The sequence below is a fragment of the Acidovorax sp. LjRoot66 genome, from assembly GCF_964253305.1.
Classification (GTDB): Bacteria; Pseudomonadota; Gammaproteobacteria; order Burkholderiales; family Burkholderiaceae_C; genus Acidovorax.
The window spans coordinates 18,778-41,607 of sequence record NZ_CAXUQU020000001.1 but is presented as its reverse complement, the minus strand read 5'-3'; the positions used below and the strand labels follow the sequence as shown (position 1 = coordinate 41,607).

Annotated in this window: 25 protein-coding genes and 1 pseudogene; 19 read left to right on the top strand and 7 right to left on the bottom strand. The window is 67.0% G+C overall.

All coding sequences use genetic code 11. The annotated features are described in order from the left end of the window. The first annotated feature begins 99 nt into the window (after window positions 1-99). Window positions 100-450 carry an HPF/RaiA family ribosome-associated protein gene (locus tag ACSQ3Y_RS00220; RefSeq protein ID WP_057200711.1) on the top strand — a complete coding sequence of 117 codons (351 nt, stop codon included), beginning with the start codon at window positions 100-102 and terminating at the stop codon, window positions 448-450. 3 nt (window positions 451-453) lie between these two features. On the opposite strand, the gene ACSQ3Y_RS00215 is transcribed toward ACSQ3Y_RS00220, so the two are convergent. Both ACSQ3Y_RS00215 and ACSQ3Y_RS00210 read right to left on the bottom strand, forming a co-directional pair. Further along, on the bottom strand, window positions 454-1,422 hold the full coding sequence (locus ACSQ3Y_RS00215) for a PDR/VanB family oxidoreductase (RefSeq protein WP_436176050.1): 969 nt from the start codon (window positions 1,420-1,422) through the stop codon (window positions 454-456). Further along, entirely contained in the window at window positions 1,419-2,450 is a 1,032-nt protein-coding gene (locus ACSQ3Y_RS00210) for a Rieske 2Fe-2S domain-containing protein (RefSeq protein ID WP_436176049.1), read from the bottom strand. The genes ACSQ3Y_RS00215 and ACSQ3Y_RS00210 overlap by 4 nt, the downstream gene beginning before the upstream one ends. Window positions 2,451-2,713: 263 nt before the next feature. Between ACSQ3Y_RS00210 and ACSQ3Y_RS00205 the strand changes: the two genes are divergently transcribed. The 8 genes and pseudogenes from ACSQ3Y_RS00205 to ACSQ3Y_RS00170 form a co-directional block, all read left to right on the top strand. Further along, on the top strand, window positions 2,714-3,490 hold the full coding sequence (locus tag ACSQ3Y_RS00205) for a GntR family transcriptional regulator (RefSeq protein WP_436176048.1): 777 nt from the start codon (window positions 2,714-2,716) through the stop codon (window positions 3,488-3,490). A 147-nt stretch (window positions 3,491-3,637) separates the two neighbouring features. Further along, complete coding sequence (locus ACSQ3Y_RS00200) at window positions 3,638-4,822, top strand: ABC transporter substrate-binding protein (protein ID WP_436176047.1); 1,185 nt, start codon at window positions 3,638-3,640, stop codon at window positions 4,820-4,822. Window positions 4,823-4,987: 165 nt separating this feature from the next. After that, on the top strand, window positions 4,988-5,860 hold the full coding sequence (locus ACSQ3Y_RS00195) for a branched-chain amino acid ABC transporter permease (protein ID WP_057200716.1): 873 nt from the start codon (window positions 4,988-4,990) through the stop codon (window positions 5,858-5,860). Beyond that, entirely contained in the window at window positions 5,860-6,828 is a 969-nt protein-coding gene (locus ACSQ3Y_RS00190) for a branched-chain amino acid ABC transporter permease (protein ID WP_436176046.1), read from the top strand. The genes ACSQ3Y_RS00195 and ACSQ3Y_RS00190 overlap by 1 nt, the downstream gene beginning before the upstream one ends. Further along, a complete protein-coding gene (locus tag ACSQ3Y_RS00185; protein WP_057267205.1) occupies window positions 6,825-7,610 on the top strand; it encodes an ABC transporter ATP-binding protein in 786 nt (261 codons plus the stop codon). The genes ACSQ3Y_RS00190 and ACSQ3Y_RS00185 overlap by 4 nt, the downstream gene beginning before the upstream one ends. Continuing rightward, a complete protein-coding gene (locus ACSQ3Y_RS00180; protein WP_436176045.1) occupies window positions 7,603-8,328 on the top strand; it encodes an ABC transporter ATP-binding protein in 726 nt (241 codons plus the stop codon). The genes ACSQ3Y_RS00185 and ACSQ3Y_RS00180 overlap by 8 nt, the downstream gene beginning before the upstream one ends. A 28-nt stretch (window positions 8,329-8,356) precedes the next feature. Further along, on the top strand, window positions 8,357-9,283 hold the full coding sequence (locus tag ACSQ3Y_RS00175; RefSeq protein WP_436176044.1) for an NAD(P)-binding domain-containing protein: 927 nt from the start codon (window positions 8,357-8,359) through the stop codon (window positions 9,281-9,283). 12 nt (window positions 9,284-9,295) lie between these two features. Continuing rightward, window positions 9,296-9,550, top strand: a pseudogene (locus ACSQ3Y_RS00170) (DUF1932 domain-containing protein); the annotation flags it as partial. On the opposite strand, the gene ACSQ3Y_RS00165 reads toward ACSQ3Y_RS00170, so the two are convergent. Beyond that, a complete protein-coding gene (locus ACSQ3Y_RS00165; protein ID WP_436176043.1) occupies window positions 9,535-10,467 on the bottom strand; it encodes a LysR substrate-binding domain-containing protein in 933 nt (310 codons plus the stop codon). The pseudogene ACSQ3Y_RS00170 and the gene ACSQ3Y_RS00165 overlap by 16 nt on opposite strands. Window positions 10,468-10,640: 173 nt before the next feature. Between ACSQ3Y_RS00165 and ACSQ3Y_RS00160 the strand changes: the two genes are divergently transcribed. From ACSQ3Y_RS00160 to ACSQ3Y_RS00120, 9 genes are all read left to right on the top strand, one after another. Beyond that, window positions 10,641-11,300, top strand: a complete 660-nt coding sequence (locus tag ACSQ3Y_RS00160) for a substrate-binding domain-containing protein (RefSeq protein WP_436176042.1) — start codon at window positions 10,641-10,643, stop codon at window positions 11,298-11,300. A 33-nt stretch (window positions 11,301-11,333) separates the two neighbouring features. Further along, window positions 11,334-12,368, top strand: coding sequence for an amidohydrolase family protein (locus ACSQ3Y_RS00155; RefSeq protein WP_436176041.1), 1,035 nt, complete (start codon window positions 11,334-11,336; stop codon window positions 12,366-12,368). A gap of 1 nt (window position 12,369) precedes the next feature. Then, entirely contained in the window at window positions 12,370-13,053 is a 684-nt protein-coding gene (gene ligK / locus ACSQ3Y_RS00150) for a 4-carboxy-4-hydroxy-2-oxoadipate aldolase/oxaloacetate decarboxylase (protein WP_428003174.1), read from the top strand. Window positions 13,054-13,153: 100 nt separating this feature from the next. Beyond that, the gene (locus ACSQ3Y_RS00145; RefSeq protein ID WP_436176040.1) at window positions 13,154-14,152 is read left to right on the top strand and encodes a Bug family tripartite tricarboxylate transporter substrate binding protein; all 999 of its coding nucleotides are present in this window, start codon (window positions 13,154-13,156) and stop codon (window positions 14,150-14,152) included. 19 nt (window positions 14,153-14,171) lie between these two features. After that, complete coding sequence (locus ACSQ3Y_RS00140; protein WP_436176039.1) at window positions 14,172-15,095, top strand: amidohydrolase family protein; 924 nt, start codon at window positions 14,172-14,174, stop codon at window positions 15,093-15,095. A 4-nt stretch (window positions 15,096-15,099) separates the two neighbouring features. Continuing rightward, window positions 15,100-15,540 (top strand): protocatechuate 4,5-dioxygenase subunit alpha, encoded by a 441-nt coding sequence (ligA, locus tag ACSQ3Y_RS00135; protein ID WP_057200726.1) that lies wholly within the window; start codon window positions 15,100-15,102, stop codon window positions 15,538-15,540. A gap of 2 nt (window positions 15,541-15,542) precedes the next feature. Beyond that, complete coding sequence (locus ACSQ3Y_RS00130) at window positions 15,543-16,409, top strand: class III extradiol dioxygenase subunit beta (protein ID WP_057267213.1); 867 nt, start codon at window positions 15,543-15,545, stop codon at window positions 16,407-16,409. Between the two features lies 1 nt (window position 16,410). After that, a complete protein-coding gene (locus ACSQ3Y_RS00125) occupies window positions 16,411-17,370 on the top strand; it encodes a Gfo/Idh/MocA family oxidoreductase (RefSeq protein ID WP_057200728.1) in 960 nt (319 codons plus the stop codon). Window positions 17,371-17,444: 74 nt separating this feature from the next. Further along, entirely contained in the window at window positions 17,445-18,452 is a 1,008-nt protein-coding gene (locus tag ACSQ3Y_RS00120; protein WP_057267215.1) for an aldo/keto reductase, read from the top strand. 38 nt (window positions 18,453-18,490) lie between these two features. On the opposite strand, the gene ACSQ3Y_RS00115 is transcribed toward ACSQ3Y_RS00120, so the two are convergent. The 4 genes from ACSQ3Y_RS00115 to ACSQ3Y_RS00100 all read right to left on the bottom strand — a co-directional run bounded on the left by ACSQ3Y_RS00115 (window position 18,491) and on the right by ACSQ3Y_RS00100 (window position 21,876). After that, window positions 18,491-18,871, bottom strand: a complete 381-nt coding sequence (locus ACSQ3Y_RS00115) for a DUF4398 domain-containing protein (protein ID WP_057200729.1) — start codon at window positions 18,869-18,871, stop codon at window positions 18,491-18,493. A 366-nt stretch (window positions 18,872-19,237) separates the two neighbouring features. After that, window positions 19,238-20,179 (bottom strand): OmpA family protein, encoded by a 942-nt coding sequence (locus ACSQ3Y_RS00110; RefSeq protein ID WP_436176038.1) that lies wholly within the window; start codon window positions 20,177-20,179, stop codon window positions 19,238-19,240. Between the two features lie 65 nt (window positions 20,180-20,244). After that, window positions 20,245-20,628: a DUF4398 domain-containing protein gene (locus tag ACSQ3Y_RS00105; RefSeq protein ID WP_057200731.1), complete on the bottom strand. Its 384-nt coding sequence runs from the start codon at window positions 20,626-20,628 to the stop codon at window positions 20,245-20,247. A gap of 228 nt (window positions 20,629-20,856) precedes the next feature. Beyond that, window positions 20,857-21,876: a LacI family DNA-binding transcriptional regulator gene (locus tag ACSQ3Y_RS00100; protein ID WP_057200838.1), complete on the bottom strand. Its 1,020-nt coding sequence runs from the start codon at window positions 21,874-21,876 to the stop codon at window positions 20,857-20,859. Between the two features lie 130 nt (window positions 21,877-22,006). Between ACSQ3Y_RS00100 and ACSQ3Y_RS00095 the strand changes: the two genes are divergently transcribed. Next, a complete protein-coding gene (locus ACSQ3Y_RS00095) occupies window positions 22,007-22,810 on the top strand; it encodes an SDR family NAD(P)-dependent oxidoreductase (protein WP_436176037.1) in 804 nt (267 codons plus the stop codon). Window positions 22,811-22,830: the final 20 nt, after the last annotated feature.

Here is a 22,830-nt window from a genome sequence, read left to right as displayed (position 1 = left end):
CAGCCGATTCGCGCTGTGGCGCCTTTGGTGCCACCATGGGGCCATGGCTGCGGTCTGTCGCCGCCGCCTTTTTCTCGCAACCACCCCAAGGAGCCCTGCATGCAAGTACAAGTCAACACCGACGACCACATCAACGGCAGCGAATCCCTGGCCCAATGGGTGACAGACGAAGCCAAGACCCGGCTGGCGCGCTTCCAGGACCATGTCACGCGGCTGGAAGTGTTCCTGTCCGACGTCGATGCCGGTAAATCGGGGGCCAAGGACAAGCGCTGCCGTATCGAGGCGCGCGTGACCGGCCGCCAGCCGGTGACGGTGACGGACGAGGCCGACAAGATGGCCAACGCCTTCATCGGCGCCACCGACAAGCTGGCGCGCGCGCTCGACACCGATCTGGGACGGGCCAAGGACCGCCATGGCCGCGACACCATCCGCACGGCCGAAGCTGAGTAGCTTCTAGAGATCCAGCACCAGCAGCTTGCCCTTGGCCCGTGAGCAGCAGGGCATGCACTGCTCGTTCGACGCCTTCTCCTCGTCGGTGAGGTACATGTCGCGGTGGTCCACCTCGCCTTCGAGCACGCGCGTGAGGCAGGTGCCGCACACACCCTGTTCGCACGAGGTCATGATGTCCACGCCCTGGGGGCGCAGCGCATCGACGATGGAGATATCGGCCGGTATGGTGTAGGTGCTGCCGGTGCTGGCGATGCGCACCTCGAACTCGCCGTCGCCCGAGGTGTCTTGTGCCGGTGCACCGAAGTATTCGAGGTGAATGCGGTCCGCCGGCCAGCCCAGGTTCTTGGCGGTGTTCACCACATGGTCGATGAAGCCGGCGGGGCCGCAGACGTAGAGGCGCGCGTGCGGTGCGACGTCCGCCAGCACGGCCATGAGGTCGAGCTTCTGCTCGGGCCCGCCCTCGTCGGTGTGCACCTGCACGTGGGGCGCCATGGCGGATGCTGCAATCTCCTCGGTGAACGCCGTGCGTGCCAATGAACGGGTGCAGTAGTGCAGCGTGAAGTCGGCGCCGTTGTTGGCCAGGCGTTCTGCCATGCACAAGAGCGGTGTCACACCGATGCCACCCGCCAGCAGCAGCGTGCGCTGCGCCGGGTGCAGTTCGAAATGGTTGCGCGGCGTGCTGATGGTGATCACGTCACCTTCGTGCACGGCGTCGTGCATGCCGGCAGAGCCGCCACGCGAGGCCGCGTCGCGCAGCACGGCGATGCGGTAGCGGTGCTGTTCGCTCGCGCTGTTGCACAGCGAATACTGGCGTGTGATCCCGCCCGGCACGTGAACGTCGATGTGCGAGCCCGCGCTGAAGGCGGGCAGCGGCGCACCATCGGTGCGGGCCAGTTCGAAGCTGGCGATGCCCTCGGCCTCGGCCTGCTTGCGCACCACGCGCACCTGCAGCGTTTCCTGCGCGGTCGTCATGCTGCGTGCTCCGCCGCCAGGGTGCGGTCGATCACCTTGCGCGACTGCACGCCGCCTGCGTCGATGTTGAGCATGAGCAGCTTGCGCTCGGGGTGGCGCAGCAGGTTCAGTTGCTGCAACTCCAGCATCTCGCGGTCCTCGGAAAAGATCTTGCCCTGGCCTTCGCGGATCTGCGCGGTGAGGGCCGGGTCATCGGGCTTGAAGTGGCGCGCCATGCCCCAGAAGTAGTGGATCGAGGTCTCGGTCTCGGGCGTGATGAAGTCCACGACGATGCTCGACGCCTTCTTGTCCGCCGGGGCTTCGTAGCCGCCGTGGCCGGCGAGCGCCACGCCCACCTCGATCAGCACGTGGCTCGGTGGTGTGAAGTGGCAGATCTGCCAGCGGTCCACGGGCTGGTCGTCGGGCAGGCCGTTCATGCGCAGCGCCATCTGCCAGAACGGGGGCGCCTGGATGCCCTCCATGAAACGGCTGGTGATGACCTCGTCGCCCTCGACGCGGGTCTTGCACGGCACCTCGTCGATCTCCTTCTGGCCGATGCTGTTGGAGTGCACATAGGTCTCGTGCGTCAGGTCCATCAGGTTGTCGACCATCAGCCGGTAGTCGCAGGCAATGTGGTACAGCCCGCCGCCATAGGCCCACTCGGGGTTCTCGGCCCACGCGAGGTGGTGGATCTTGGCGGGGTCGGCCTGGGCGGCATCGCCGGGCCAGACCCAGATGAAGCCGTAGCGCTCGACCACCGGAAAGCTGCGCGTGCGTGGAAAGCCCTGCACGCGCTGGCCCGGCATCGAAACGGCCTTGCCGTCGCAGCCCACGCGCAGGCCGTGGTAGCCGCACATCAATTGGCCCTCGCAGACCGTGCCCAGCGACAGGGGCGCGCCGCGGTGGGGGCAGAAGTCGTCGAGCGCCGCGACCTGGTCGGGTGCCGGGCGGTAGAAGACCATCTTCTCGCCGCAGATGGTGCGGCCCAGGGGCTTGTCGGCAATCTCGTCGGGGGTGCAGGCGACGTACCAGGCATTCTTGGGGAACATGGTGCTTGTCTCTCTCCGTGGGGGAAGGATGTGTCGCGCCACAGGCTTGGTATACAGGCAGCCTGCGGATCGCTGTGTTCGTGAATGGATTGTGCGAAAAAGTCCGGTTTCTGTATACATAAAAAAGCCATAAACCAGCTATCGCGCACTGGCATATCCCATAAGGTGTTGTTTTGTATAGGTCGACGTCGAAGTGCAATGGAGGTTTTGCGGATTTCTGTATACATTCGGCCTTACGCCAGAACTCCCGCTTCGCACCGACCATGAACCACCCCGAACCCCAGGCCCTTGCCGCCCTTGGCGATGCGTCCGAAGCCGGCGCATCGCAGTCGGTCAAGGCCCAGTTGCGGCTGCGCGAAATGATCCTGGCCGGCGAACTCGCCGGTGGCGCGCGCATTGCCGAGCTGCCGCTGGTGGAGCTGCTCGGCGTCTCGCGCACCCCTATAAGAGCCGCGCTGATGCGGCTGGAGCAGGAGGGGCTGCTGCACCGCCTGCCGGGCGGCGGCTATGCGGTGCGCACCTTTTCGGAGACCGATGTGGCCGACGCCATCGAACTGCGCGGCACCATGGAAGGGCTGGCCGCGCGGCTGGCGGCCGAGCGCGGGGTGGAGGCAGGTGTGATGGCCGATACCGTGCAGTGCCTGGACGAGATCGACGCCGTGCTGGCGCCGCGTTCGCTCGACGACGAAGGCTTTTCGGCCTATGTGGCGCTCAACGCGCGCTTTCACCACCTGCTCAGCCGCATGGTGGGCAGCGGTGTCATCGTGCGCGAGCTCGACCGGGTCAAGGGCCTGCCGTTTGCCTCGCCATCGGCCTTCGTGGTGGTGCAGACGCATTCGCCCGCCGCGCGCGACATGCTGGTGGTGGCGCAAGACCAGCACCGCCAGGTGCTTGATGCCATAGAGCGGCGCGAGGGCGCGCGGGCCGAGGCCATCATGCGCGAGCACTCGCGCATCACGCGGCGCAACCTGCTCGCAGCCGTGCAGGCATCACAGGGTCAGGGTTTGCCCGGGGTGCAGCTCATCAGGGAAAGCGCCTGACCTATAACTGTTGCAAGTTATCACAATCGGCGATATCTAAAAGTCCGAAATCCCGCTTGTGCGTTGCCCTGCGCCGTACCAGACTCCGGCCAGCACACGCTGTATACAACGACATTCACAACGACATTCCACAGGAGACAAAGCACCATGCACAAACGCCACCTTTTGCGCGCCTCGGCCGCTGCCGCCCTGACCCTGGCCGGCGGCCTGGCGGCCCTGCCGGCCGCAGCCCAGGACAACGTCTTCAAGATCGGCCTGGTTCTGCCCATGACGGGGCAGCAGGCGACCACCGGCCGCCAGATCGAGGCCGCCGCGCGCCTGTACATGGCGCAGAACGGTGACACGGTCGGTGGCAAGAAGGTGCAGCTCATCGTCAAGGACGACACCAGCCTGCCGGACGTGACGCGCCGCCTGGCCCAGGAGCTGGTGGTGAACGACAAGGTCAACGTGCTTGCCGGCATGGGCATCACGCCTTCGGCCATGGCCACGGCACCGCTGGCCACGCAGGCCAAGACCCCGCTGGTGGTGATGGCAGCGGCCACGTCCAGCATCACCGAAGCGTCGCCCTACGTGGTACGTACCAGCTTTACCTTGCCCCAGGTGTCGGTGGCCCTGGCCGACTGGGCACCCAAGAATGGCATCAAGAAGGTCGTGACCCTGGTCAGCGACTACGGCCCGGGCATTGACGCCGAGAAATTCTTCAACCAGCGCCTGACTTTCAACGGCGGCCAGGTGACCGAGGCTTTGCGCGTGCCGCTGCGCAACCCGGACTTCGCCCCCTTCCTGCAGAAGGTGCGCGATGCCAAGCCCGATGCGCTGTTCGTCTTCGTGCCTTCGGGCGCGGGCGCTGCGGTGATGAAGCAGTTCCTGGAGCGCGGCATGGACAAGGCCGGCATCAAGCTCATCGCCACTGGCGACGTGACCGATGACGACCAGCTCAACGACATGGGCGACGGCGCACTGGGCGTGGTCACCTCGCACCACTACTCGGCCGCACACCCCTCGCCGCTGAACAAGAAATTCGTGGAAGCCTTCGAGAAGGCCAACAAGGGCCTGCGCCCCAACTTCATGGCCGTGGGCGGCTACGACGGCATGCGCGTGATCTACGAAGCGCTCAAGACCACCAAGGGCGCGGGCGGCGGCGACGCCCTGCTGGCCGCCATGAAGGGTCAGGTCTTCGAGAGCCCGCGCGGCCCGGTGTTCATCGACGCGCAGACCCGTGACATCGTGCAGAACGTGTACCTGCGCAAGGTCGAGCGCGTCAACGGCCAGCTCTACAACGTAGAGTTCGACGTGATCAAGGACGTGAAAGATCCCGGCAAGACGAAATAGGTAACCCCCTGAGTCGCTTCGCGCCATCCCCCTACAGGGGGACGCTACCCCTGGCCTGGCGAAGCCAGTTCCACGGTGGCGCTGGCGTCGGGCACGCCAGTATCGAAGATGGGTGTTCCTCTGGCCGGTGGACGGCGCCGTGCTGTGTTCTATTGAAGTGATTGCATGCTGACCATTCTTTTCGACGGCGTTGCCTACGGCATGCTGCTGTTCATCCTGGCGGTGGGGCTGGCCGTGACCATGGGGCTGATGAACTTCATCAACCTCGCGCACGGGGCCTTTGCCATGGCGGGCGGCTACATCACCGTGCTGCTCATGCAGCGGCTGAACGTGCCCTTTCTGTGGTGCCTGCCGCTGGCCTTCATCGGCACGGCGCTGCTGGGGGCGGTGCTCGAGCGCACGCTCTACCGGCCGCTGTACCACAAGGCCCATCTGGACCAGGTGCTGTTCTCCATCGGCCTAGTGTTCATGGCCGTGGCCACGGTGGACTATTTCGTGGGCTCCACGGGCCAGATCATCCAGCTGCCGGCCTGGCTCAAGGGCCGCACGGAGCTGGGCAGCGGCGCCTTCATGCTCGGCATGGGGCACTACCGCCTGTTCATCATCGCGGTGTGCGCGGCGCTCACCGTGGGTTTGCAGTACGTGCTCACTCGCACGCGTTTCGGCAGCCGCCTGCGCGCCTCGGTAGACGACCAGCGCGTGGCTGCCGGCATGGGCATCAACGTGAACATCGTGTTCCTGTCCACCTTCGCCTTCGGCTCGGGCCTGGCGGGCCTGGGCGGTGCGCTCGGGGCCGAAGTGCTGGGGCTGGACCCGAGCTTTCCGCTCAAGTTCATGATCTACTTCCTGATCGTCGTGGCCGTGGGCGGCACCTCCTCCATCACCGGGCCGTTGCTGGCCGCGCTGCTGCTCGGCATTGCCGACGTGGCGGGCAAGTACTACATCCCCAAGCTCGGGGCGTTCATCGTCTACAGCCTCATGATCCTGATCCTGATGTGGCGGCCCCAGGGCCTGTTCGTGCGCAAGGGGGGCAAGTGATGGATGCATCGTCCACCAACGTCCTGCTGCGCAGCCGCCGCATGCGGCCCTGGGAGCCCGTGCTGTGGCTGCTGGCCTTTGCCGCGCCGCTGGCGCTGCCCGGCCATGCGCTGATCATCAACGAGATTGCCATCGTGGCGCTGTTCGCCCTCTCGCTGGACCTGATCCTGGGCTACACCGGCATCGTCTCGCTCGGCCATGCGGCCTTCTTCGGCATGGGCGGTTACGCGGCCGCGCTGTTTGCCAAGCACGTGATGCCCGACCCGCTGGTCGGCCTGGCGGTGGGCATCGCTGCTGCCACGTTGCTGGGCGCGGTGGCCTCGTTCACCGTCATGCGCGGCACGGACCTCACACGCCTCATGGTCACACTGGGCGTGGGCCTGATCATGCTGGAGCTGGCCAACAAGCTCGACTGGCTGACCGGCGGTGCCGACGGGCTGCAGGGCGTGGTCATGGGCCCGGTGCTTGGCAAGTTCGAGTTCGACCTGTTCGGGCGCACGGCGGCCTGGTACTCGATGAGCGTGCTGCTGGTGCTGTTCCTGCTCGCGCGGCGCGTAGTGCAGTCGCCTTTTGGTGCCACGCTCAAGGCCATCCGCGACAACCGGCTGCGCGCCATGGCCATCGGCATCCCGGTGACGGCCAAGCTGGCGCAGGTCTACACGCTGGCGGCCGCGCTCGCGGGGGCGGCGGGTGCCCTGCTCACGCAGACCACGGGCTTTGCCTCGCTGGACCTGTTCGAATTCCACCGCTCGGCCGATGTGATGCTGATCCTGGTGATCGGCGGCGTGGGCTGGCTCTATGGCGGTGTGGTCGGTGCCATCGGCTTCAAGCTGCTGCAGGACCTGATCTCTGCCGTGACGCCGCAGTACTGGACCTTCTGGATCGGCCTGTTCCTGGTGGTGCTGGTGCTGGTGGGGCGCGAGCGCCTGATCCGCCCCTGGGCCTGGTTCGGGGGGCGCAAGGCATGAGCGCCACCGCAGTCCACAACGACGCTCCCATCGTGCTGGCCGCGCACGGGCTGGTCAAGCGCTTCGGCGGCATCGCCGCGACCAACAACGTCACGCTGAACCTGCGCCAGGGCGCACGCCATGCGCTGATCGGCCCCAACGGCGCGGGCAAGACCACGCTGATCAACCTGCTGACCGGCGTGCTGGAGCCCACCGAGGGTTCCATCGTTCTCGAAGGCCAGGACATCACGCGCCTGGCGCCGCACCAGCGCGTGCAGCGCGGCATGGTGCGCACCTTCCAGATCAACCAGTTGTTCGACTCGCTCACGCCGCTGGAGACGCTGGCGCTCACGGTCTCGCAGCAGCGCGGCTTTGGCGGCAAGTGGTGGCAGCCGCTGGGTGCGCAGCGCGCGGTGAACGAGCGCTGCGAGCAGTTGCTGGAGCAATTCCACCTGACGGCGGTGATGGCCGAGCCGACGAAGGTGCTGGCCTACGGCAAGCGCCGCCTGCTGGAGATCGCCATCGCCCTGGCCTGCGAGCCGCGCGTGCTGCTGCTCGACGAGCCCGTGGCCGGCGTGCCGGCCGGGGAACGCGAAGAGCTGCTGCAGACCGTGGCCGCCCTGCCGGCCGATGTCTCGGTGCTGTTGATCGAACACGATATGGACCTGGTTTTCAGCTTTGCCAACCGCATGACGGTGCTGGTCAATGGCACCGTGCTCACCGAGGGTGACCCCGACACCATCGCCAACGACCCGCAGGTCAAGGCGGTGTACCTGGGCCATGGGGAGGATGCGCATGTCTGAGCTTTTGCGCATTGAAGGGCTGAGCGCGGGCTATGGAGAGGCGGTGGTGCTGCAGGGTGTATCCCTGGCGCTGGCCGAGGGCGAGACGCTGGCCCTGCTGGGCCGCAATGGCACCGGCAAGACCACGCTGATCAACACCCTGGCCGGCGCCACGCGCCAGCATGCGGGCACGGTGGCTCTGGGGTCCGTGCAACTGCATCGCCTGCCGTCGCACGAACGCGCAGCCGCCGGCATCGGCTGGGTGCCGCAGGAGCGCAACATCTTCAAGTCGCTCACCGTGCACGAGAACCTGACCGCCGTGGCGCGGCCCGGCCGCAAGGGCGCTGCGGCGGCCCCGTGGACCCCGGACAAGGTGTACGCCATGTTCCCGCGCCTGGCCGAGCGCAAGACCAACCTGGGCACGCAGCTGTCGGGTGGCGAGCAGCAGATGCTGGCCGTGGGCCGGGCACTGGTGCTCAACCCGCGCCTGCTGTTGCTCGACGAGCCGCTGGAGGGACTGGCCCCGATCATCGTGGAAGAGTTGCTGCGCGCCATTCGCCGCATCACGCGCGAGGAGGGGTTGTCGGCCATCATCGTCGAGCAGCACCCGCAAGCCATCCTGGCGATCTCGGACCATGCCGCCGTGCTCGACCGGGGCACGGTGGTGCACACCGGCACTGCGGCGGATCTGAGTGCGCAGCCCGAGCTGCTGGACCGGCTGCTGGGCGTCGCCCGGTAGCCAGCGATCCCACAACCGGGGCAACACCATGGACCTGCAGCACATCGGCCTGATCGGCTACGGCGAAGTCGGCAAGACCTTTGCCCTGGGGCTGCAGTCGCAGCCCGGCGTCACCGGTGTCGGCGCATGGGACCTGAAGTTCGCGCAGGCGGCCACGCGCGATGCCGAGCGGGCGCATGCCGCGCAGCACGGGGTCACGGCCCACGCTTCGGTGCAAGCGCTGTGCTTGGCCAGCGACCTGATCATCTCGGCCGTCACCGCATCGCACACGCTGGAGGTGGCGCAGCAAGCAGTTGCCCACTTGCGCCCTGGCACCGTGTTCCTGGACCTCAATTCGGCCTCGCCCGGCACCAAGCAGCAGGCCGCCGCGCTGATCGAGGCGCGCGGCGCGCACTATGTGGAGGCGGGTGTCATGACCTCGGTGCCGCCCTATGGCATCCGCGTGCCCATGCTGCTGGGTGGTGCACAGGCCCAGGCGCTGGCCGCCGTGCTGCAGGCCTGGGGCATGGATGCCAAGCCGGTCAGCGAACAGCTGGGCGTGGCCAGCGCCATCAAAATGTGCCGCAGCGTGATGATCAAGGGGCTCGAAGCCCTGGTGATCGAAAGCTATGCCGCCGCTCGGCAGTACGGTGTGGAGGCACATGTGCTGCCCACGCTGGCCGAGACCTTTCCCTCCATCGACTGGGAAAGGCAGGGGAGCGAGGGCCTATTAACGCTATTTTGGGGGATCGCGTTGCCCGGCCTGGGGGCTGGATGCAAGGCGCCCGCGCGCAGCAAGGTGTGCACCTTGCAAGCGCGGGCAACGCCGCAGACGGCCCCCAGGCCGGGCAACCCGAAGGGAAGGCCCTTGCCGGCGCGCCACTCGTCGTTGCGCTCCTTGCGTGTGCACATGCACACGCGGCGTCACGCGCCTAGATTGGCACGCCGGCAAGGGCCTTCGCGACCCCCAAAATAGCGTTAACAGGCCCTCTTCTTCAGCCGCGTGGTGCAGCACGGCCAGCGCCGCTCCGAAGAAATGCACGAGGCCGCGCGCACCGTGCGCGAGGCCGGCGTGGAGCCGTTGATGGCCAGCGCCATTGCGCACAAGCAGTCGGCGGTGGCGGCCATGGCGCGCGAGGGCGTGTTCGCGGGCCTGCCCAAGGATGCGCCCTGGCAGGACTATGCCGACCGGTTGCTGGCGCACCTGGATGCTGCACCGAAGAGGGATCAGGGCGCCTTGTAGATCGTCTGCAGCGTGCTGCGGATCAGCTCTGCCATGGCCTGCTGGGTCAGCGTGGCCGGGCGCTGCGAACTCACAGCCATCGACAGCTTGCTGCGCAGCCGCGGCTCGCCCGCCTGGCCGATGGGCCGGGTGCCGAACACCTCGGGCTTGCCCGAGGTGGTGACCGCATTCATGGGCAGCACCGCGCTGCCCGCGCCATCGGCCACCAGGTCCAGGATGGCGGCCACGCCGTCGATCTCCAGGCTGATCTGCGGGCGCAGGCCCAAGGCCGCCAATTCCGACTCCACCAGCATGCGGATGGAGTTGGGCCGGGTGGGGATCACCAGCGCAAAGCGCGTGAGCTCCTCCAGCCCGATGGGCTGCCGTGCCTGGGCGTCGGTTTCGGTGTCGCTTTGCCCCACGGGGCGGCGCTGCACGAGGAACAGGTCTTCCTCCAGCAAGGGCGTGATCTCGATGCCCGGCGAAGCGGGCGTGTTGTAGAGCAGAGCGATGTCCAGCAACCCCGTGGTCAGCGATTCGCGCATGGCCACCGTCAGGCCTTCGCTGATGGCCAGGGCCGCATCGGGCATCTGCACGCGAAAGGCGCGGGTGAGCGGCACCGTGAGCACCTTGGCCATGGTCGGCGGCAGGCCGATGGCCACGCGCCCGGCCAGCGCGCCCCGCACACGCCCAAGCTCCTCGCGGGCCCTTTCTACCTGGTGCAGGATGCCGCGCCCGTGCTCCAGCAGCAGCTTGCCGGCCTCGGTCGGTATGGCCCCGCGGCCATTGCGCACCAGCAGGTTCTGGCGCAGCTCCACCTCCAGCAGACGCACCTGGCGGCTCAGGGCCGGCTGGGCGATGTCCAGCACCACCGAGGCGCGGGTGAAACTGCCCAGTTCGGCCACGCGCACAAAGTACTCGATCTGCTTGAGGTCCATGGGGTGTGCTCTCCGCTATTTGCAATAGCTCCAATTCAACAATAGAAGAATGATATATCTGGTAGTGCCCCTGCCGGCTTTATGTCGGGCCCGGCACTGCCCACAATCGGCGGCATGTATACAGCGACTGCCACCTCCCCATGAGTGCGCCCACCCTTCGTGGAATCTCCTCCATGGCCACGCGCCAGGTGCTGGCCGAACTGCTGGCCGCCTACGAGCAGCAGACCGGCCAGCGCGCGGTCATCGAAGCCGTGGGCGGCGTGGACGCCGCCAAGCGCGTGCAGGCCGGCGAGGCCTTTGACGTGGTGGTGCTGGCGTCCGACGCCATCGACAAGCTCATTGCCGCAGGCACCATCGATGCCGCGAGCAAGACCGACTGGGTGCGTTCCGGCGTGGCCGTGGCCGTGCGCGCCGGTGCAGCGCTGCCCGACATCGGCTCTGAAGACGCGGTGCGCAGCGCCGTGCTGGCCGCGCGCAGCATCAGCTACTCCACCGGCCCGAGTGGCGTGGCGCTGACCAAACTGTTCGAGCGCTGGGGCATTGCCGACGAGGTGGCCGGCCGCATGGTGCAGGCGCCGCCCGGGGTTCCCGTGGGCTCGCTGGTGGCGCGCGGCGATGTGGAACTCGGTTTTCAGCAACTGAGCGAGTTGCTGAACGTCGAGGGCATCACCGTGGTGGGCCCGCTGCCGCCCGCCATCCAGATCACCACCATCTTCTCATCGGGCGTGGGCACTGCCAGCAAGCAACCCGTGGCTGCAAAGGCGCTGCTCGACTTTTTGACATCCTCAGATGCCACCGAGGCCAAGCAACGCCAGGGCATGGACCCCGCCTGATTCCGCATACCAAGATCCAAGGAGCACACCACAATGAGCCTCATCATCGACTGCCATGGCCACTACACCACGGCACCCAAGGCGCTGGAGAACTGGCGCAACCAGCAGATCGCCGGCATCAAGGACCCGGCCGCCATGCCCAAGGTGGCGGACCTCGTGATCAGCGACGACGAGCTGCGCGAGTCCATCGAGGCCAACCAGCTGCGCCTGATGAAGGAGCGCGGCAGCGACATCACCCTGTTCTCGCCGCGCGCGAGCTTCATGGCCCACCACATCGGTGACTTCAACGTCTCCAGCACCTGGGCGGCCATCTGCAACGAGCTGTGCCACCGCGTCTCCACGCTGTTCCCCGAGCATTTCGTGCCTGTGGCCATGCTGCCGCAAAGCCCCGGCGTGGACCCCGCGACCTGCATCCCCGAGCTCGAAAAGTGCGTCAAGGAATACGGTGCCGTGGGCATCAACCTGAACCCCGATCCCTCCGGTGGCCACTGGACCAGTCCGCCGCTGACCGACCGCCACTGGTACCCCATCTACGAGAAGATGGTGGAGTACGACCTGCCCGCCATGATCCATGTGAGCACCAGCTGCAACGCGTGCTTCCACACCACGGGCGCGCACTACCTGAACGCCGACACCACGGCCTTCATGCAGTGCATCCAAGGCGACCTGTTCAAGGACTTCCCCACGCTCAAATTCCTCATCCCGCATGGCGGCGGTGCTGTGCCCTACCACTGGGGGCGCTTCCGGGGCCTGGCGCAGGAGATGAAGAAGCCCCTGCTCGAAGACCACCTGCTGAACAACATCTTCTTCGACACCTGCGTGTACCACCAGCCCGGCATCGACCTGCTCAACACCGTGATCCCGGTGAAGAACGTGCTCTTCGCCTCGGAAATGATCGGCGCGGTGCGCGGCATCGACCCCACCACCGGCCACTACTACGACGACACCAAGCGCTACATCGAGGCCAGCAAGATCCTGAGCGGCGACGACAAGCACCAGATCTACGAAGGCAATGTGCGCCGCGTGTTCTCCCGACTCGATTCACGCCTGAAGGCAAAGGGGCTCTGACATGTACGAACTAGGCGTTGTCCACCGCAACATCACCCGCGCAGACCGCGCAGCCGCCGACGGCCTGGCCGCACTGGGCTCGGCCACGGTACACGAGGCCATGGGCCGCGTGGGCCTGCTCAAGCCCTATATGCGCCCCATCTACCCCGGCCAGCAGGTGTCTGGTACGGCGGTCACCGTGCTGCTGCAGCCCGGCGACAACTGGATGATGCACGTAGCTGCCGAGCAGATCCAGCCCGGCGACGTGGTGGTGGCGGCCGTCACCTCGGAATGCACCGATGGCTACTTCGGCGACCTGCTGGCCACCTCGTTCCAGTCGCGCGGTGCGCGGGCGCTCATCATCGACGCCGGCGTGCGGGACGTGAAGACGCTGCAGGAGATGAACTTTCCGGTCTGGAGCCGCGCCATATCGAGCAAGGGCACCATCAAGGCCACGCTGGGCTCGGTCAACATCCCCGTGGTCTGCGCCGGCATGTGGGTCACGCCCGGCGACGTGATCGTTGCCGACGACGATGGCGTGGTCTGCGTGCCTGCCGCACGCGCCGTGGAAACGCTCGAAGCCGCGCAAAAGCGCGAGAGCTTCGAGGGCGAAAAGCGCGCCAAGCTCGCCTCGGGCGTGCTCGGCCTGGACATGTACAACATGCGCCCCGGGCTGGAGAAGGCCGGGCTCAGGTACATCGACTGAGCGCCACCACGCGGTAACCGCTCCAGTGACGTCTGCCGTGTGGCGGATGTCGCACCGCTGCGCACGGCGCAGCACCTATTTGATATTGACGAGACCTACCATGCGCCTTCTTTCTTCTTCCCTCTCCCGCCGCGCCGCCCTGGCACTGGGTGTGGCCGCCGCTGCCGGCCTGGCGCCGCAATTGGTTGCGGCCCAGCAGTTCCCCACCAAGCCCGTGCGCATCATCACGCCCTTCCCGGTGGGCGGCGGCCCGGACGGCGTGGCCCGCCTCGTGGCCGAGAAGCTCGGCCGCGCCTGGAACCAGCCCGTGGTGGTGGAAAACCGCCCCGGCGGCAACGGCTTCATCGCCATCGACGCCTTCAAGCGCGGCGCAAAGGACGGGCATGACCTGATCGTGCTGGACAACGTGCACCTGGCCGCCTACCCCAGCCTGTTCAAGAAGCTGCCCTACGACCCGGTGAAGGACTTCGACGCGCTGCTGCCGCTGTTCAAGACCTACTTCTTCTTCACCGTGGCCGGCGACAGCAAGTACAAGAGCGTGGGCGACCTGATTGCCGACGCCAAGGCCCACCCGGGCAAGCTCAACTACGGCTCCTGGTCGGTGGGCAACCCGGTGCACCTGGGCTCCGAGCTGTTTGAGAGCGCCACCGGCACGCAGATGGAGCACGTGATCTACAAGGAGACCACGCAGCTTTACACCGGCGTCTCCACCAATGAGCTGGCCTTTGCCCTGGGCAGCGCCGCCACGGCCGGGCCGCTGCAGCGCGCCGGCAAGCTGCGCTTTCTGGCCGTCGCCGCACCCCAGCGTGTGACGAGCTTCCCCGACGTGCCCACGGTGGGCGAGTCGGGCGGCCCCAAGGGTTTCGAGGTCACGGGGTGGAACACGATCGCCGTGCCGCCCGGCCTGCCCGCAGCAGTGACCGACAAGATCCGCAAGGACATCGAGCAGGCGCTGACCGGCGCGGACGTGCAGGAGAAGTTCAAGAGCTTTGGCTACGAGCAGTTCCCGACCACGCGTGCGCAGTTCACGCAGTTCGTCAAGGACGAGAGCCAGCGCTTTGGCGAGGTGATCAAGAAGGCCAACGTCTCGCTGGACTGAACCACAAGGAGCACACCGCATGAGTGAATTCACCAAGACCCCTGGCTGGCTCGACTGGTACGCCGGCCCGAGCAAGCCCCGCTTCCAGGTGCCCGCAGGCGCCGTGGATGCGCACTGCCACGTGTTCGGCCCCGGTGCCGAGTTTCCCTACGCGGCCGAACGCAAGTACACGCCCTGCGATGCCAGCAAGGCGCAGCTCTATGCACTGCGCGACCACCTGGGCTTTGCGCGAAACGTGGTGGTGCAGGCCACCTGCCACGGTGCCGACAACCGCGCCATGGTCGATGCGCTGGTGCACTCGGGCGGCAAGGCGCGTGGCGTGGCCACCGTGCGCCGCTCGGTGACCGATGAAGAGCTGCAGGCCATGCACGACGCCGGCGTGCGCGGCGTGCGCTTCAACTTCGTCAAGCGCCTGGTGGATTTCACGCCCAAGGACGAGCTGATGGAGATCGCCGCGCGCATCCACCGACTGGGCTGGCACGTGGTGATCTACTTCGAGGCCGTGGACCTGCCCGAGCTGTGGGACTTCTTCACGCAGCTGCCCACCACCGTGGTGGTGGATCACATGGGCCGCCCCGACGTGACCAAGCCCGTCGATGGCCCCGAGTTCGAGCTGTTCCTGAAATTCATGCGCCAGCATCCCAACGTGTGGAGCAAGGTCAGTTGCCCCGAGCGCTTGAGCGTGGCCGGCCCCAAGGCCCTCGATGGCGAGCAGGCCGCCTACCGCGACGTGGTGCCGTTCGCGCGCCGCGTGGTCGAGGAGTTCCCTGACCGCGTGCTCTGGGGCACCGACTGGCCGCACCCCAACCTCAAGGACCACATGCCCGACGATGGTTTGCTGGTGGATTTCATTCCCCACATCGCGGTCACGCCACAATTGCAGCGCAAACTCCTTGTCGATAATCCCATGCGCCTCTACTGGCCTGAGGAAGTGAAAGGCTGAAGCCATGTCCCTCGACAAACCTTACCTGGACGTGCCCGGCACGACCATCTTCGACGCAGAGCAAAGCCGAAAAGGCTACTGGCTCAACCAGTTCTGCATGAGCCTGATGAAGGCCGACAACCGCGCCCGCTTCAAGGCTGGCGAGCGTGCCTACCTCGACGAGTGGGCGATGACCGAAGAGCAGAAGCTGGCCGTGCTGGCGCGCGACCTCAACTGGTGCATCCGCCTGGGCGGCAACATCTACTTCCTGGCGAAGATTGGCGCGACCGATGGCAAGAGCTTCCAGCAGATGGCCGGCTCCATGACCGGCATGACCGAAGACGAATACCGCAACATGATGATCGGCGGCGGCCGCTCGGCGCAGGGCAACCGCGTGGTCGGCGAAGACGGCGATGCCCAGGCGCACCGCCAGCCGCAGGGTGCTGCGGGAAAGAAAGGAAACTGAACATGGCGCGTATCACCGCCTCCGTCTTCACCTCGCACGTGCCCGCCATCGGCGCCGCGCTCGACCTGGGCAAGACGCAAGAGGACTACTGGAAGCCGCTGTTTGCCGGCTATGACTTCTCCAAGCAATGGATGAAGGACAACAAGCCCGACGTCGTCTTCCTGGTCTACAACGACCATGCCACGGCCTTCAGCCTGGAGATGATCCCGACCTTCGCCATCGGCACGGCGGCCGAGTACCTGCCGGCCGACGAAGGCTGGGGCCCGCGCCCCGTGCCCAAGGTCATCGGCCACCCGGACTTGGCTTCGCACATCGCGCAGTCGGTGATTCAGCAGGACTTCGACCTCACCATCGTCAACCGCATGGACGTGGACCACGGCCTCACGGTGCCGCTGTCGCTGATGTGCGGCCAGCCCGATCCCGTGGCCGGTGCCTGGCCGTGCCCGGTGATACCGTTCGCGGTCAACGTGGTGCAGTACCCCGTGCCCAGCGGCCGGCGCTGCTACAACCTGGGCCAGGCGATCCGCAAGGCCGTGGAGAGCTACGACGAGGACCTCAACGTGCACATCTGGGGCACGGGCGGCATGAGCCACCAGCTGCAGGGCCCGCGCGCCGGCCTGATCAACAAGGACTTCGACAACGCCTTCCTCGACAAACTCATCAACGACCCCGAGGCCGCCGCCAGCATTCCGCACATCGACTACGTGCGCGAGGCGGGCAGCGAGGGCATCGAGCTCGTGATGTGGCTCATCGCGCGCGGCGCCATGGCCGACGTGGCCGGCGGCAAGCCGCCCAGGCTCGTGCACCGCTTCTACCATGTGCCCGCATCCAACACGGCCGTGGGCCACCTGATCCTGGAGAATTCCTGACATGACTACGAACAAGACCATCAAGGTCGCCCTGGCGGGCGCCGGTGCCTTCGGCATCAAGCACCTGGACGGCATCAAGAACATCGACGGTGTCGAAGTCGTCTCGCTGATCAGCCGCGACCTCGACAAGACCAGGGAAGTGGCGGCCAGGTACGGCATTGGCCATGTCACCACCGACCTGGCCGAAAGCCTGGCCCTGCCCGAGGTGGACGCCGTGATCCTGTGCACGCCCACGCAGATGCATGCCGAGCAGAGCATCGCCTGCATGAAGGCCGGCAAGCACGTGCAGGTGGAGATCCCCCTGGCCGACAGCCTCAAGGGTGCGCAGGAAGTCGTGGCGCTGCAGAAAGAGACCGGCCTGGTGGCCATGTGCGGCCACACGCGCCGCTTCAACCCCAGCCACCAGTACGTGCACAAGAAGATCCAGGCCGGCGAGTTCAACATCCAGCAGATGGATGTGCAGACCTACTTCTTTCGCCGCACCAACACCAATGCGCTGGGCCAGGCGCGCAGCTGGACGGACCACCTGCTGTGGCACCATGCAGCGCACACCGTGGACCTGTTCGCCTACCAGGCCAATAGCCCTATCGTGAAAGCCAACGCCGTGCAAGGCCCGATCCACCCCGTGCTGGGCATTGCCATGGACATGAGCATCCAGCTCAAGGCCGCCAACGGCGCCATCTGCACGCTGTCGCTCTCGTTCAACAACGATGGCCCGCTGGGCACCTACTTCCGCTACATCGGCGACACCGCGACCTACCTGGCGCGCTACGACGACCTGTACAACGGCAAGGACGAGAAGATCGACGTGAGCCACGTCGACGTGTCGATGAACGGCATCGAGCTGCAGGACCGCGAGTTCTTTGCCGCCATCCGCGAAGGCCGCGAGCCCAACTCCAGCGTGGCCAGCGTGCTGGCCTGCTACCAGGTGCTGCACGACCTGGAGCAGCAGCTTCAGTAAGATCCGCCTGCAGACACCCACAACCCGCCCGCAGATGGAACGCTGCGGGCGTTTTTCATGGAGCAACGACCACCATGCAGACACGCCAACTTGGCCCCTTTGAAGTCAGCGCCATCGGCCTGGGGTGCATGAACCTGAGCCACGCCTATGGCGCCCCCGTCTCGCCCGAGCAGGGCGAGCGCGTGCTGCTGGCCGCGCTCGACGCAGGCGTGACCCTGTTCGACACCGCCACGCTCTACGGTTTTGGCGCCAACGAGACCCTGGTGGGCCGTGTGATGAAGCCGCACCGCCAGCGCTTCACCCTGGCCAGCAAGTGCGGCATGCAGGGCGTGGACGTGGCCGGCGACGGCAAACTGGTGCGCGTGATCGACGGGCGCCCCGCCACCCTGCGCCAGACCTGCGAGGACAGCCTGCGCCGCCTGCAGACCGACGTGATCGACCTGTACTACCTGCACCGCTGGGACAAACAGGTATCCATCGAGGACAGCGTGGGCGCGCTCGCCGACCTGGTGCGCGCGGGCAAGATACGCAGCATCGGCCTGTCCGAAGTGTCGGCCGCTACGCTGCGGCGCGCGCATGCGGTGCACCCCATCGCTGCCGTGCAAACCGAGTATTCGCTGTGGACGCGCAACCCCGAGATCGCGGTGCTCGAAGCCTGCCGTGAGCTGGGCGTGGCCTTCGTCGCCTTCAGCCCCGTGGCGCGTGGTTACCTGTGTGGCGATCTGAAAGATGTGTCCGCACTGGACGCCAAGGACATCCGCCGTGCGATGCCGCGCTTTGCCCCCGAGGCCTACGCGGCCAACCTTGCGCTACTGGACAGCTACTTTGCGATAGCCCGCCAAGTCGGCTGCAGCCCCGCGCAACTGGCGCTGGCCTGGCTGCTGCACAAGGGCGAACACATCATCCCCATCCCGGGCACGACCAGCGTGGAGCACCTGCACGACGACCTGGGTGCCGACGCAGTGCAACTCGACGCGCAGACCATGGCCGCCCTCGATGGCGCCATCAACCAGCAGAACGTCGTGGGCCCCCGCTACAGCGCCCAGAGCGCGAGCGAGGTGGATACCGAGACGTTTGCCTGAAACAATGCACGCCCTGCACCGTTGCAGGGCGGGTCGCATCAGCGGCGTGTCTGCGCTTCGGTGTGCAGGCTGATCTGGGCGGTGCCGGAGTTGGCGGTGCGGATGTTGGCCGCCAGCATGCGCGCGCGTGCCGCATTGGTGGCAGCCTCGGCCTGCAGCGCCGCCATGTAGGCGATGTGGTTGGTTTCCGCCTCGTCGCTGGTCTTGCTCCAGATGCTGTTGGCCTGTGCCAGGGCTTCGGTGGCCTGTTTCAGTTCCAGGGCTGCGTGCCGGGCCACTGCCGGGTCGGCGCTGGCGGTGCCTACGGCCGTGCGGGCCCGCTCCAGCGCCATGGACGGGGCCGTGGCACAAGCGGAAAGAAACCCTGCGGCCATCGCGCTGATGGCGAGAACGGTGGTGCTGCGAAGCATGGGATGCATGGTGGCTGTTTCCTTCAAGGACTCTGGTGAGCAGGTCTGCATGGGCTTCATATGTAACAAATGCATATGACCCGCCCGTGGCAGAAATTGAACAGCAAAACCTGTGCCGCCCCGCATGGGGCTTACCCTGGTGGGGTATTGCCGTTACCAGTGTCCTGAGCACGCACCAATCCAATGCACCCAGGCAAAGCCCCAGATGTTACATGTGTGTGAATACACACTTAGACGTATTCGTCTTGTCGGATGAGGCGTCGGCTCCCCGATTGCCATGCCGGTGCGGGCGCGCCAGCCATGCAAAAGACCGCGTGGCGTGAGCGGCGCGGTCTGGGGAGGGGACCAGGGCGGCACGCCGCCCGGCGGGGGGTTTCAGCGGCCCTTGAGGTTGCCCTTGTCGTCGGCGATCACGATCTCCACGCGGCGGTTCATTGCCCGGCCCTCGGGCGAGGCGTTGTCGGCCACCGGGTAGACCTTGCCGTAACCGCGCGCCGTGATGCGGCTGGTGTCCACGCCCCGCGCCACCAGCGCATCGCGCACGGCGCCGGCACGGCGAGCCGACAGTTCCTGGTTGTACACGTCCGAACCCACGCTGTCGGTATAGCCCTCGATCAGCAGCTTGCGCTCGGGAAACTGCTTGAGGAAATCGGCCAGTTTGTCCAGGCGAGGCCCGGCTTGCGCAGACAGCTCGGCCTTGTTGAACGCGAAGAGCACGTCACCCAGGGTCACGAGCAGGCCGCGCTCGGTCTGCTGGGCCTCCATCTCGCGCAACTGGGCTTCGAGCATGCGCACGCGGTCCTGGGCGGCGCTGGCCTGGGCCAGGGCTGCGTTGGCCTGCGCCTGCTGCTGGGCTGCGCGCTGTTCTGCGCTCATGGCCTGGGCCTGGGCTGTCTGGGCATTGCGCGCCTGGGCGTCCGCGCGCATGCGCGCTTCATCGGCCTCGCGGGTGCGCGCCTGCAGGCGGATGCGGTCGGCTTCGGAACTGGCGCTCTGGATGCTGGCATCGAGCATGCGGGCCCGCGCCGCATTGTTGGCGATCTCGGCGCGCTGGGCGGCGATATAGGCCAGGTGGTTGGTCTCGGCCTCATCGTGCTTGTCGGCCCAGAAACGGTCGGCACGGGCCAGGGCATCGCTGGCCTGCTTGAGCTCCAGGGGGGCGTATTGGGCCACCGCAGGGTCCGTGCCGGCACGGCTCACTGCCGTGCGGGCCTGCTCCAGTGCGGCGGAAGGTGCGGTACTGGCGCAGGCGGCCAGCAGGCCCGCAGCGATCAGGCTGGTGGCCAGGGCAGTGGTACGGCGAAGAATGGGGTGCATGGTGGGTATTCCTTCAAGATTCGGGGTCACGGGGCGTGACGGCAGGCGCGGTAGGGCTGATGCGATCAGCGGGCGGGCGCGGCGCGGCGGTTGATTTCTTCCTGCAGCGCGCGGATGCCGTCCTGCACCTGGGCCAGGCTTGCGGCATTGCGCTCGGCATCGGCGCGGGTTTCTGCCACACGGGCGTCCACTTCGGCCTCGGCGGCCAAGCGGCGGGCGGCGGTGTAGTCCTGCGCGCCCATGGCCTTCTCGGCCGCCATGAGCTTGTCGCGGGCACGCTGCAGTTCGACGGGTGCGGTCGCAGTCACGCTGGGTGCGGCAGACACGCGGGTCAGCGTGGTGCGGCTCACGGCCATCTGTTCCGTGGGCGGTGGCGTGGAGGAGCAGGCGGCCAGGGCGCCCAGGGCGAGAACGGCAATGGCAAGGCGGAAAGGTGCGGATGAAGGCATGGTGTTCTGAACTCCTGTGGAGGGGGATGGGATCTGCCCTCCCCGATGCCGGCAAGCCGGGCGAGGGGGCGACCAGGAGACGTTGCTGGTACAGGTGCATTGTTCGTGCAGCGACCTTCAGGCCGCGTAGTCCCTGCCTCAGTTCGCCTGTGGGCCAGGTCTTACATCGGCTTACGTGTCAGGGGCCGCAGCGGGCCGACGCAGGCCAGGGTCCCGCAGGCACCAGGGTCAGGGCAGGTTCTCGCGAAAGACCACCTGGCTGCGTGTGGTCTCCACACCGGACAAGGCGGGACGCCCGTCGCGCAGGTTGGCGAAGATGCGCACGCAGCTGGTGATGGTGCTCAAGGGGTTCTGGGTGATCACCGCGTCCATGCTGCCGTCGATGAGCTGGGCGCGCGTGTCGGGTGTCAGGCCGTGGCCGATGAACACCACCTTGTGCTGCACGCCGCACTCCTGCAGTGCGCGGGCGATGCCGTCGGAGGCGCCGCCGATGTTGTAGATGCCGGCCAGGTCCGGGTGGCGTTCGAGCAGGGTGCGTGTCTGGCGGTAGTTCTTCTCGGTGTCGTCGAGCCCCTCGCGCAGGCCGACCACGGTGAGCTTCGGGAACAGCTCTTCGAGCACGTGCAGGAAGCCTGCTTCGCGCTCCTGGTGCGCCGCATAGCGCAGGCTGCCTGCGACCAGGGCCACCTTGGCATCGCGCACACCTATGAAGCGGCCGATTAGGTAGCCTGCGGTGCGGCCCGCAGCCCGGTTATCCAGGCCTACGTAGCCCACGCGCTGCGAGTTGCCCAGGTCCGAGATCACCGTGACCACGGGCACGCCGCGCCCGGCCAGCGTGGCCACGGCCTCGCGCACCTGGGGGTGCTCCAGCGCCATCATCACCAGGCCGTCGTAGCGCTTGCCATGGTGCAGCAGCGCCTGGGCCAGGGCCTCGGGGTTGAAGCTGTCCACCGTCTCGGCGCGGCACTTGACGTGGAAGGGCGCCCAGTGCTCCTGCGAGTAGCTGACCATGTCGCCCAGCATGGTGAGGAAGCGGCTGGTATTGCGCGGCAGCAGGAACATCACGCGCAGGGGCGCAGGCGCCAGCGTGGCGGCCAGACCGTCCGCCGGCAGGTAGCCCAGCTCGCCCGCGGCCTGCACCACGCGCTGCGCGGTGGCCTGGCGCACGCCGCCGCGGCGGTTGAGCACCCGGTCCACGGTGGCAGTGGAGACGCCGGCCAGCGCGGCAACCTCCACCACGCCGGGCATGGCGCGGCTCACGGCGGCCCTCCGAAACCATCAAAACCCATCATGTTTGGCGGTTGGTACATCACGGGCCCGAGGCTATCGTAAGAGCCCACCGCATGCCAGAGGGCGGTGGTCAAGACAAGGAACAATGATGGAGACAAACAACAAGCGGCTCGCGGGCCGCGTCGCCCTGGTGTTCGGTGCCGGGTCCGATGGCGACGGCTGGGGCAATGGCAAGGCCGCCGCAGCCGCCTATGCGCGGGCCGGGGCCCGGGTGGTCGCGGTGGACCGTGATGGCACCGCCGCCGAAGTGACGCGCGACACCATCCTTGGTGAAGGCAACGAAGCCATTGCGGTCACGGCCGACGTCACGCAGTGGACCGATGTACAGGCCGCCGTGCAGGCGGCCACCGAAGCTTTCGGCCGCGTCGACATCCTGCACAACAACGTGGGCATCACCTCTCAGGGCGGCCCGGTGGAGACCACCGAAGACACCTGGGACCGAGTGATGGCGGTCAACGTCAAGAGCATGTTCCTGACCTGCAAGGCCGTGTTGCCGCTGATGCAGGCGCAGCAGTCGGGCGCCATCGTCAACATCGGTGCGCTCGGTGGCGTGCGTTGGACGGGCTATGCCTATTGCGCCTACGCGGCCTCCAAGGGGGCGGTGAACTCCTTTACCCAGAGCGTGGCCCTGCAGTACGCGGGGGAGGGCATCCGCGCCAACTGCATACTGCCAGGCGTGATGGACACGCCGCACATCTACCGCCAGATCTCGGGCTTCTACGCCAGCCACGAGGAGATGGTGGCCGCGCGCCACAAGCTCTCGCCCACAGGGCGCATGGGCGATGGCTGGGACGTGGCCAACGCCGCGGTGTTCCTGGCCTCCGACGAAGCCCGCTACATCAACGGCGTGGAGCTGCTGGTCGATGGCGGCATGCATGCGCGGTGCAAATGACGCTTCCTGAAACCATCAAA

Coding starts and splice junctions, on each gene's coding strand:
- ACSQ3Y_RS00220 (WP_057200711.1), top strand. CDS start 100: ATGCAAGTACAAGTCAACACCGACGACCACATCAACGGCAGCGAATCC.
- ACSQ3Y_RS00215 (WP_436176050.1), bottom strand. CDS start 1,422: ATGACGACCGCGCAGGAAACGCTGCAGGTGCGCGTGGTGCGCAAGCAG.
- ACSQ3Y_RS00210 (WP_436176049.1), bottom strand. CDS start 2,450: ATGTTCCCCAAGAATGCCTGGTACGTCGCCTGCACCCCCGACGAGATT.
- ACSQ3Y_RS00205 (WP_436176048.1), top strand. CDS start 2,714: ATGAACCACCCCGAACCCCAGGCCCTTGCCGCCCTTGGCGATGCGTCC.
- ACSQ3Y_RS00200 (WP_436176047.1), top strand. CDS start 3,638: ATGCACAAACGCCACCTTTTGCGCGCCTCGGCCGCTGCCGCCCTGACC.
- ACSQ3Y_RS00195 (WP_057200716.1), top strand. CDS start 4,988: ATGCTGACCATTCTTTTCGACGGCGTTGCCTACGGCATGCTGCTGTTC.
- ACSQ3Y_RS00190 (WP_436176046.1), top strand. CDS start 5,860: ATGGATGCATCGTCCACCAACGTCCTGCTGCGCAGCCGCCGCATGCGG.
- ACSQ3Y_RS00185 (WP_057267205.1), top strand. CDS start 6,825: ATGAGCGCCACCGCAGTCCACAACGACGCTCCCATCGTGCTGGCCGCG.
- ACSQ3Y_RS00180 (WP_436176045.1), top strand. CDS start 7,603: ATGTCTGAGCTTTTGCGCATTGAAGGGCTGAGCGCGGGCTATGGAGAG.
- ACSQ3Y_RS00175 (WP_436176044.1), top strand. CDS start 8,357: ATGGACCTGCAGCACATCGGCCTGATCGGCTACGGCGAAGTCGGCAAG.
- ACSQ3Y_RS00165 (WP_436176043.1), bottom strand. CDS start 10,467: ATGGACCTCAAGCAGATCGAGTACTTTGTGCGCGTGGCCGAACTGGGC.
- ACSQ3Y_RS00160 (WP_436176042.1), top strand. CDS start 10,641: ATGGCCACGCGCCAGGTGCTGGCCGAACTGCTGGCCGCCTACGAGCAG.
- ACSQ3Y_RS00155 (WP_436176041.1), top strand. CDS start 11,334: ATGAGCCTCATCATCGACTGCCATGGCCACTACACCACGGCACCCAAG.
- ligK (WP_428003174.1), top strand. CDS start 12,370: ATGTACGAACTAGGCGTTGTCCACCGCAACATCACCCGCGCAGACCGC.
- ACSQ3Y_RS00145 (WP_436176040.1), top strand. CDS start 13,154: ATGCGCCTTCTTTCTTCTTCCCTCTCCCGCCGCGCCGCCCTGGCACTG.
- ACSQ3Y_RS00140 (WP_436176039.1), top strand. CDS start 14,172: ATGAGTGAATTCACCAAGACCCCTGGCTGGCTCGACTGGTACGCCGGC.
- ligA (WP_057200726.1), top strand. CDS start 15,100: ATGTCCCTCGACAAACCTTACCTGGACGTGCCCGGCACGACCATCTTC.
- ACSQ3Y_RS00130 (WP_057267213.1), top strand. CDS start 15,543: ATGGCGCGTATCACCGCCTCCGTCTTCACCTCGCACGTGCCCGCCATC.
- ACSQ3Y_RS00125 (WP_057200728.1), top strand. CDS start 16,411: ATGACTACGAACAAGACCATCAAGGTCGCCCTGGCGGGCGCCGGTGCC.
- ACSQ3Y_RS00120 (WP_057267215.1), top strand. CDS start 17,445: ATGCAGACACGCCAACTTGGCCCCTTTGAAGTCAGCGCCATCGGCCTG.
- ACSQ3Y_RS00115 (WP_057200729.1), bottom strand. CDS start 18,871: ATGCATCCCATGCTTCGCAGCACCACCGTTCTCGCCATCAGCGCGATG.
- ACSQ3Y_RS00110 (WP_436176038.1), bottom strand. CDS start 20,179: ATGCACCCCATTCTTCGCCGTACCACTGCCCTGGCCACCAGCCTGATC.
- ACSQ3Y_RS00105 (WP_057200731.1), bottom strand. CDS start 20,628: ATGCCTTCATCCGCACCTTTCCGCCTTGCCATTGCCGTTCTCGCCCTG.
- ACSQ3Y_RS00100 (WP_057200838.1), bottom strand. CDS start 21,876: ATGCCCGGCGTGGTGGAGGTTGCCGCGCTGGCCGGCGTCTCCACTGCC.
- ACSQ3Y_RS00095 (WP_436176037.1), top strand. CDS start 22,007: ATGGAGACAAACAACAAGCGGCTCGCGGGCCGCGTCGCCCTGGTGTTC.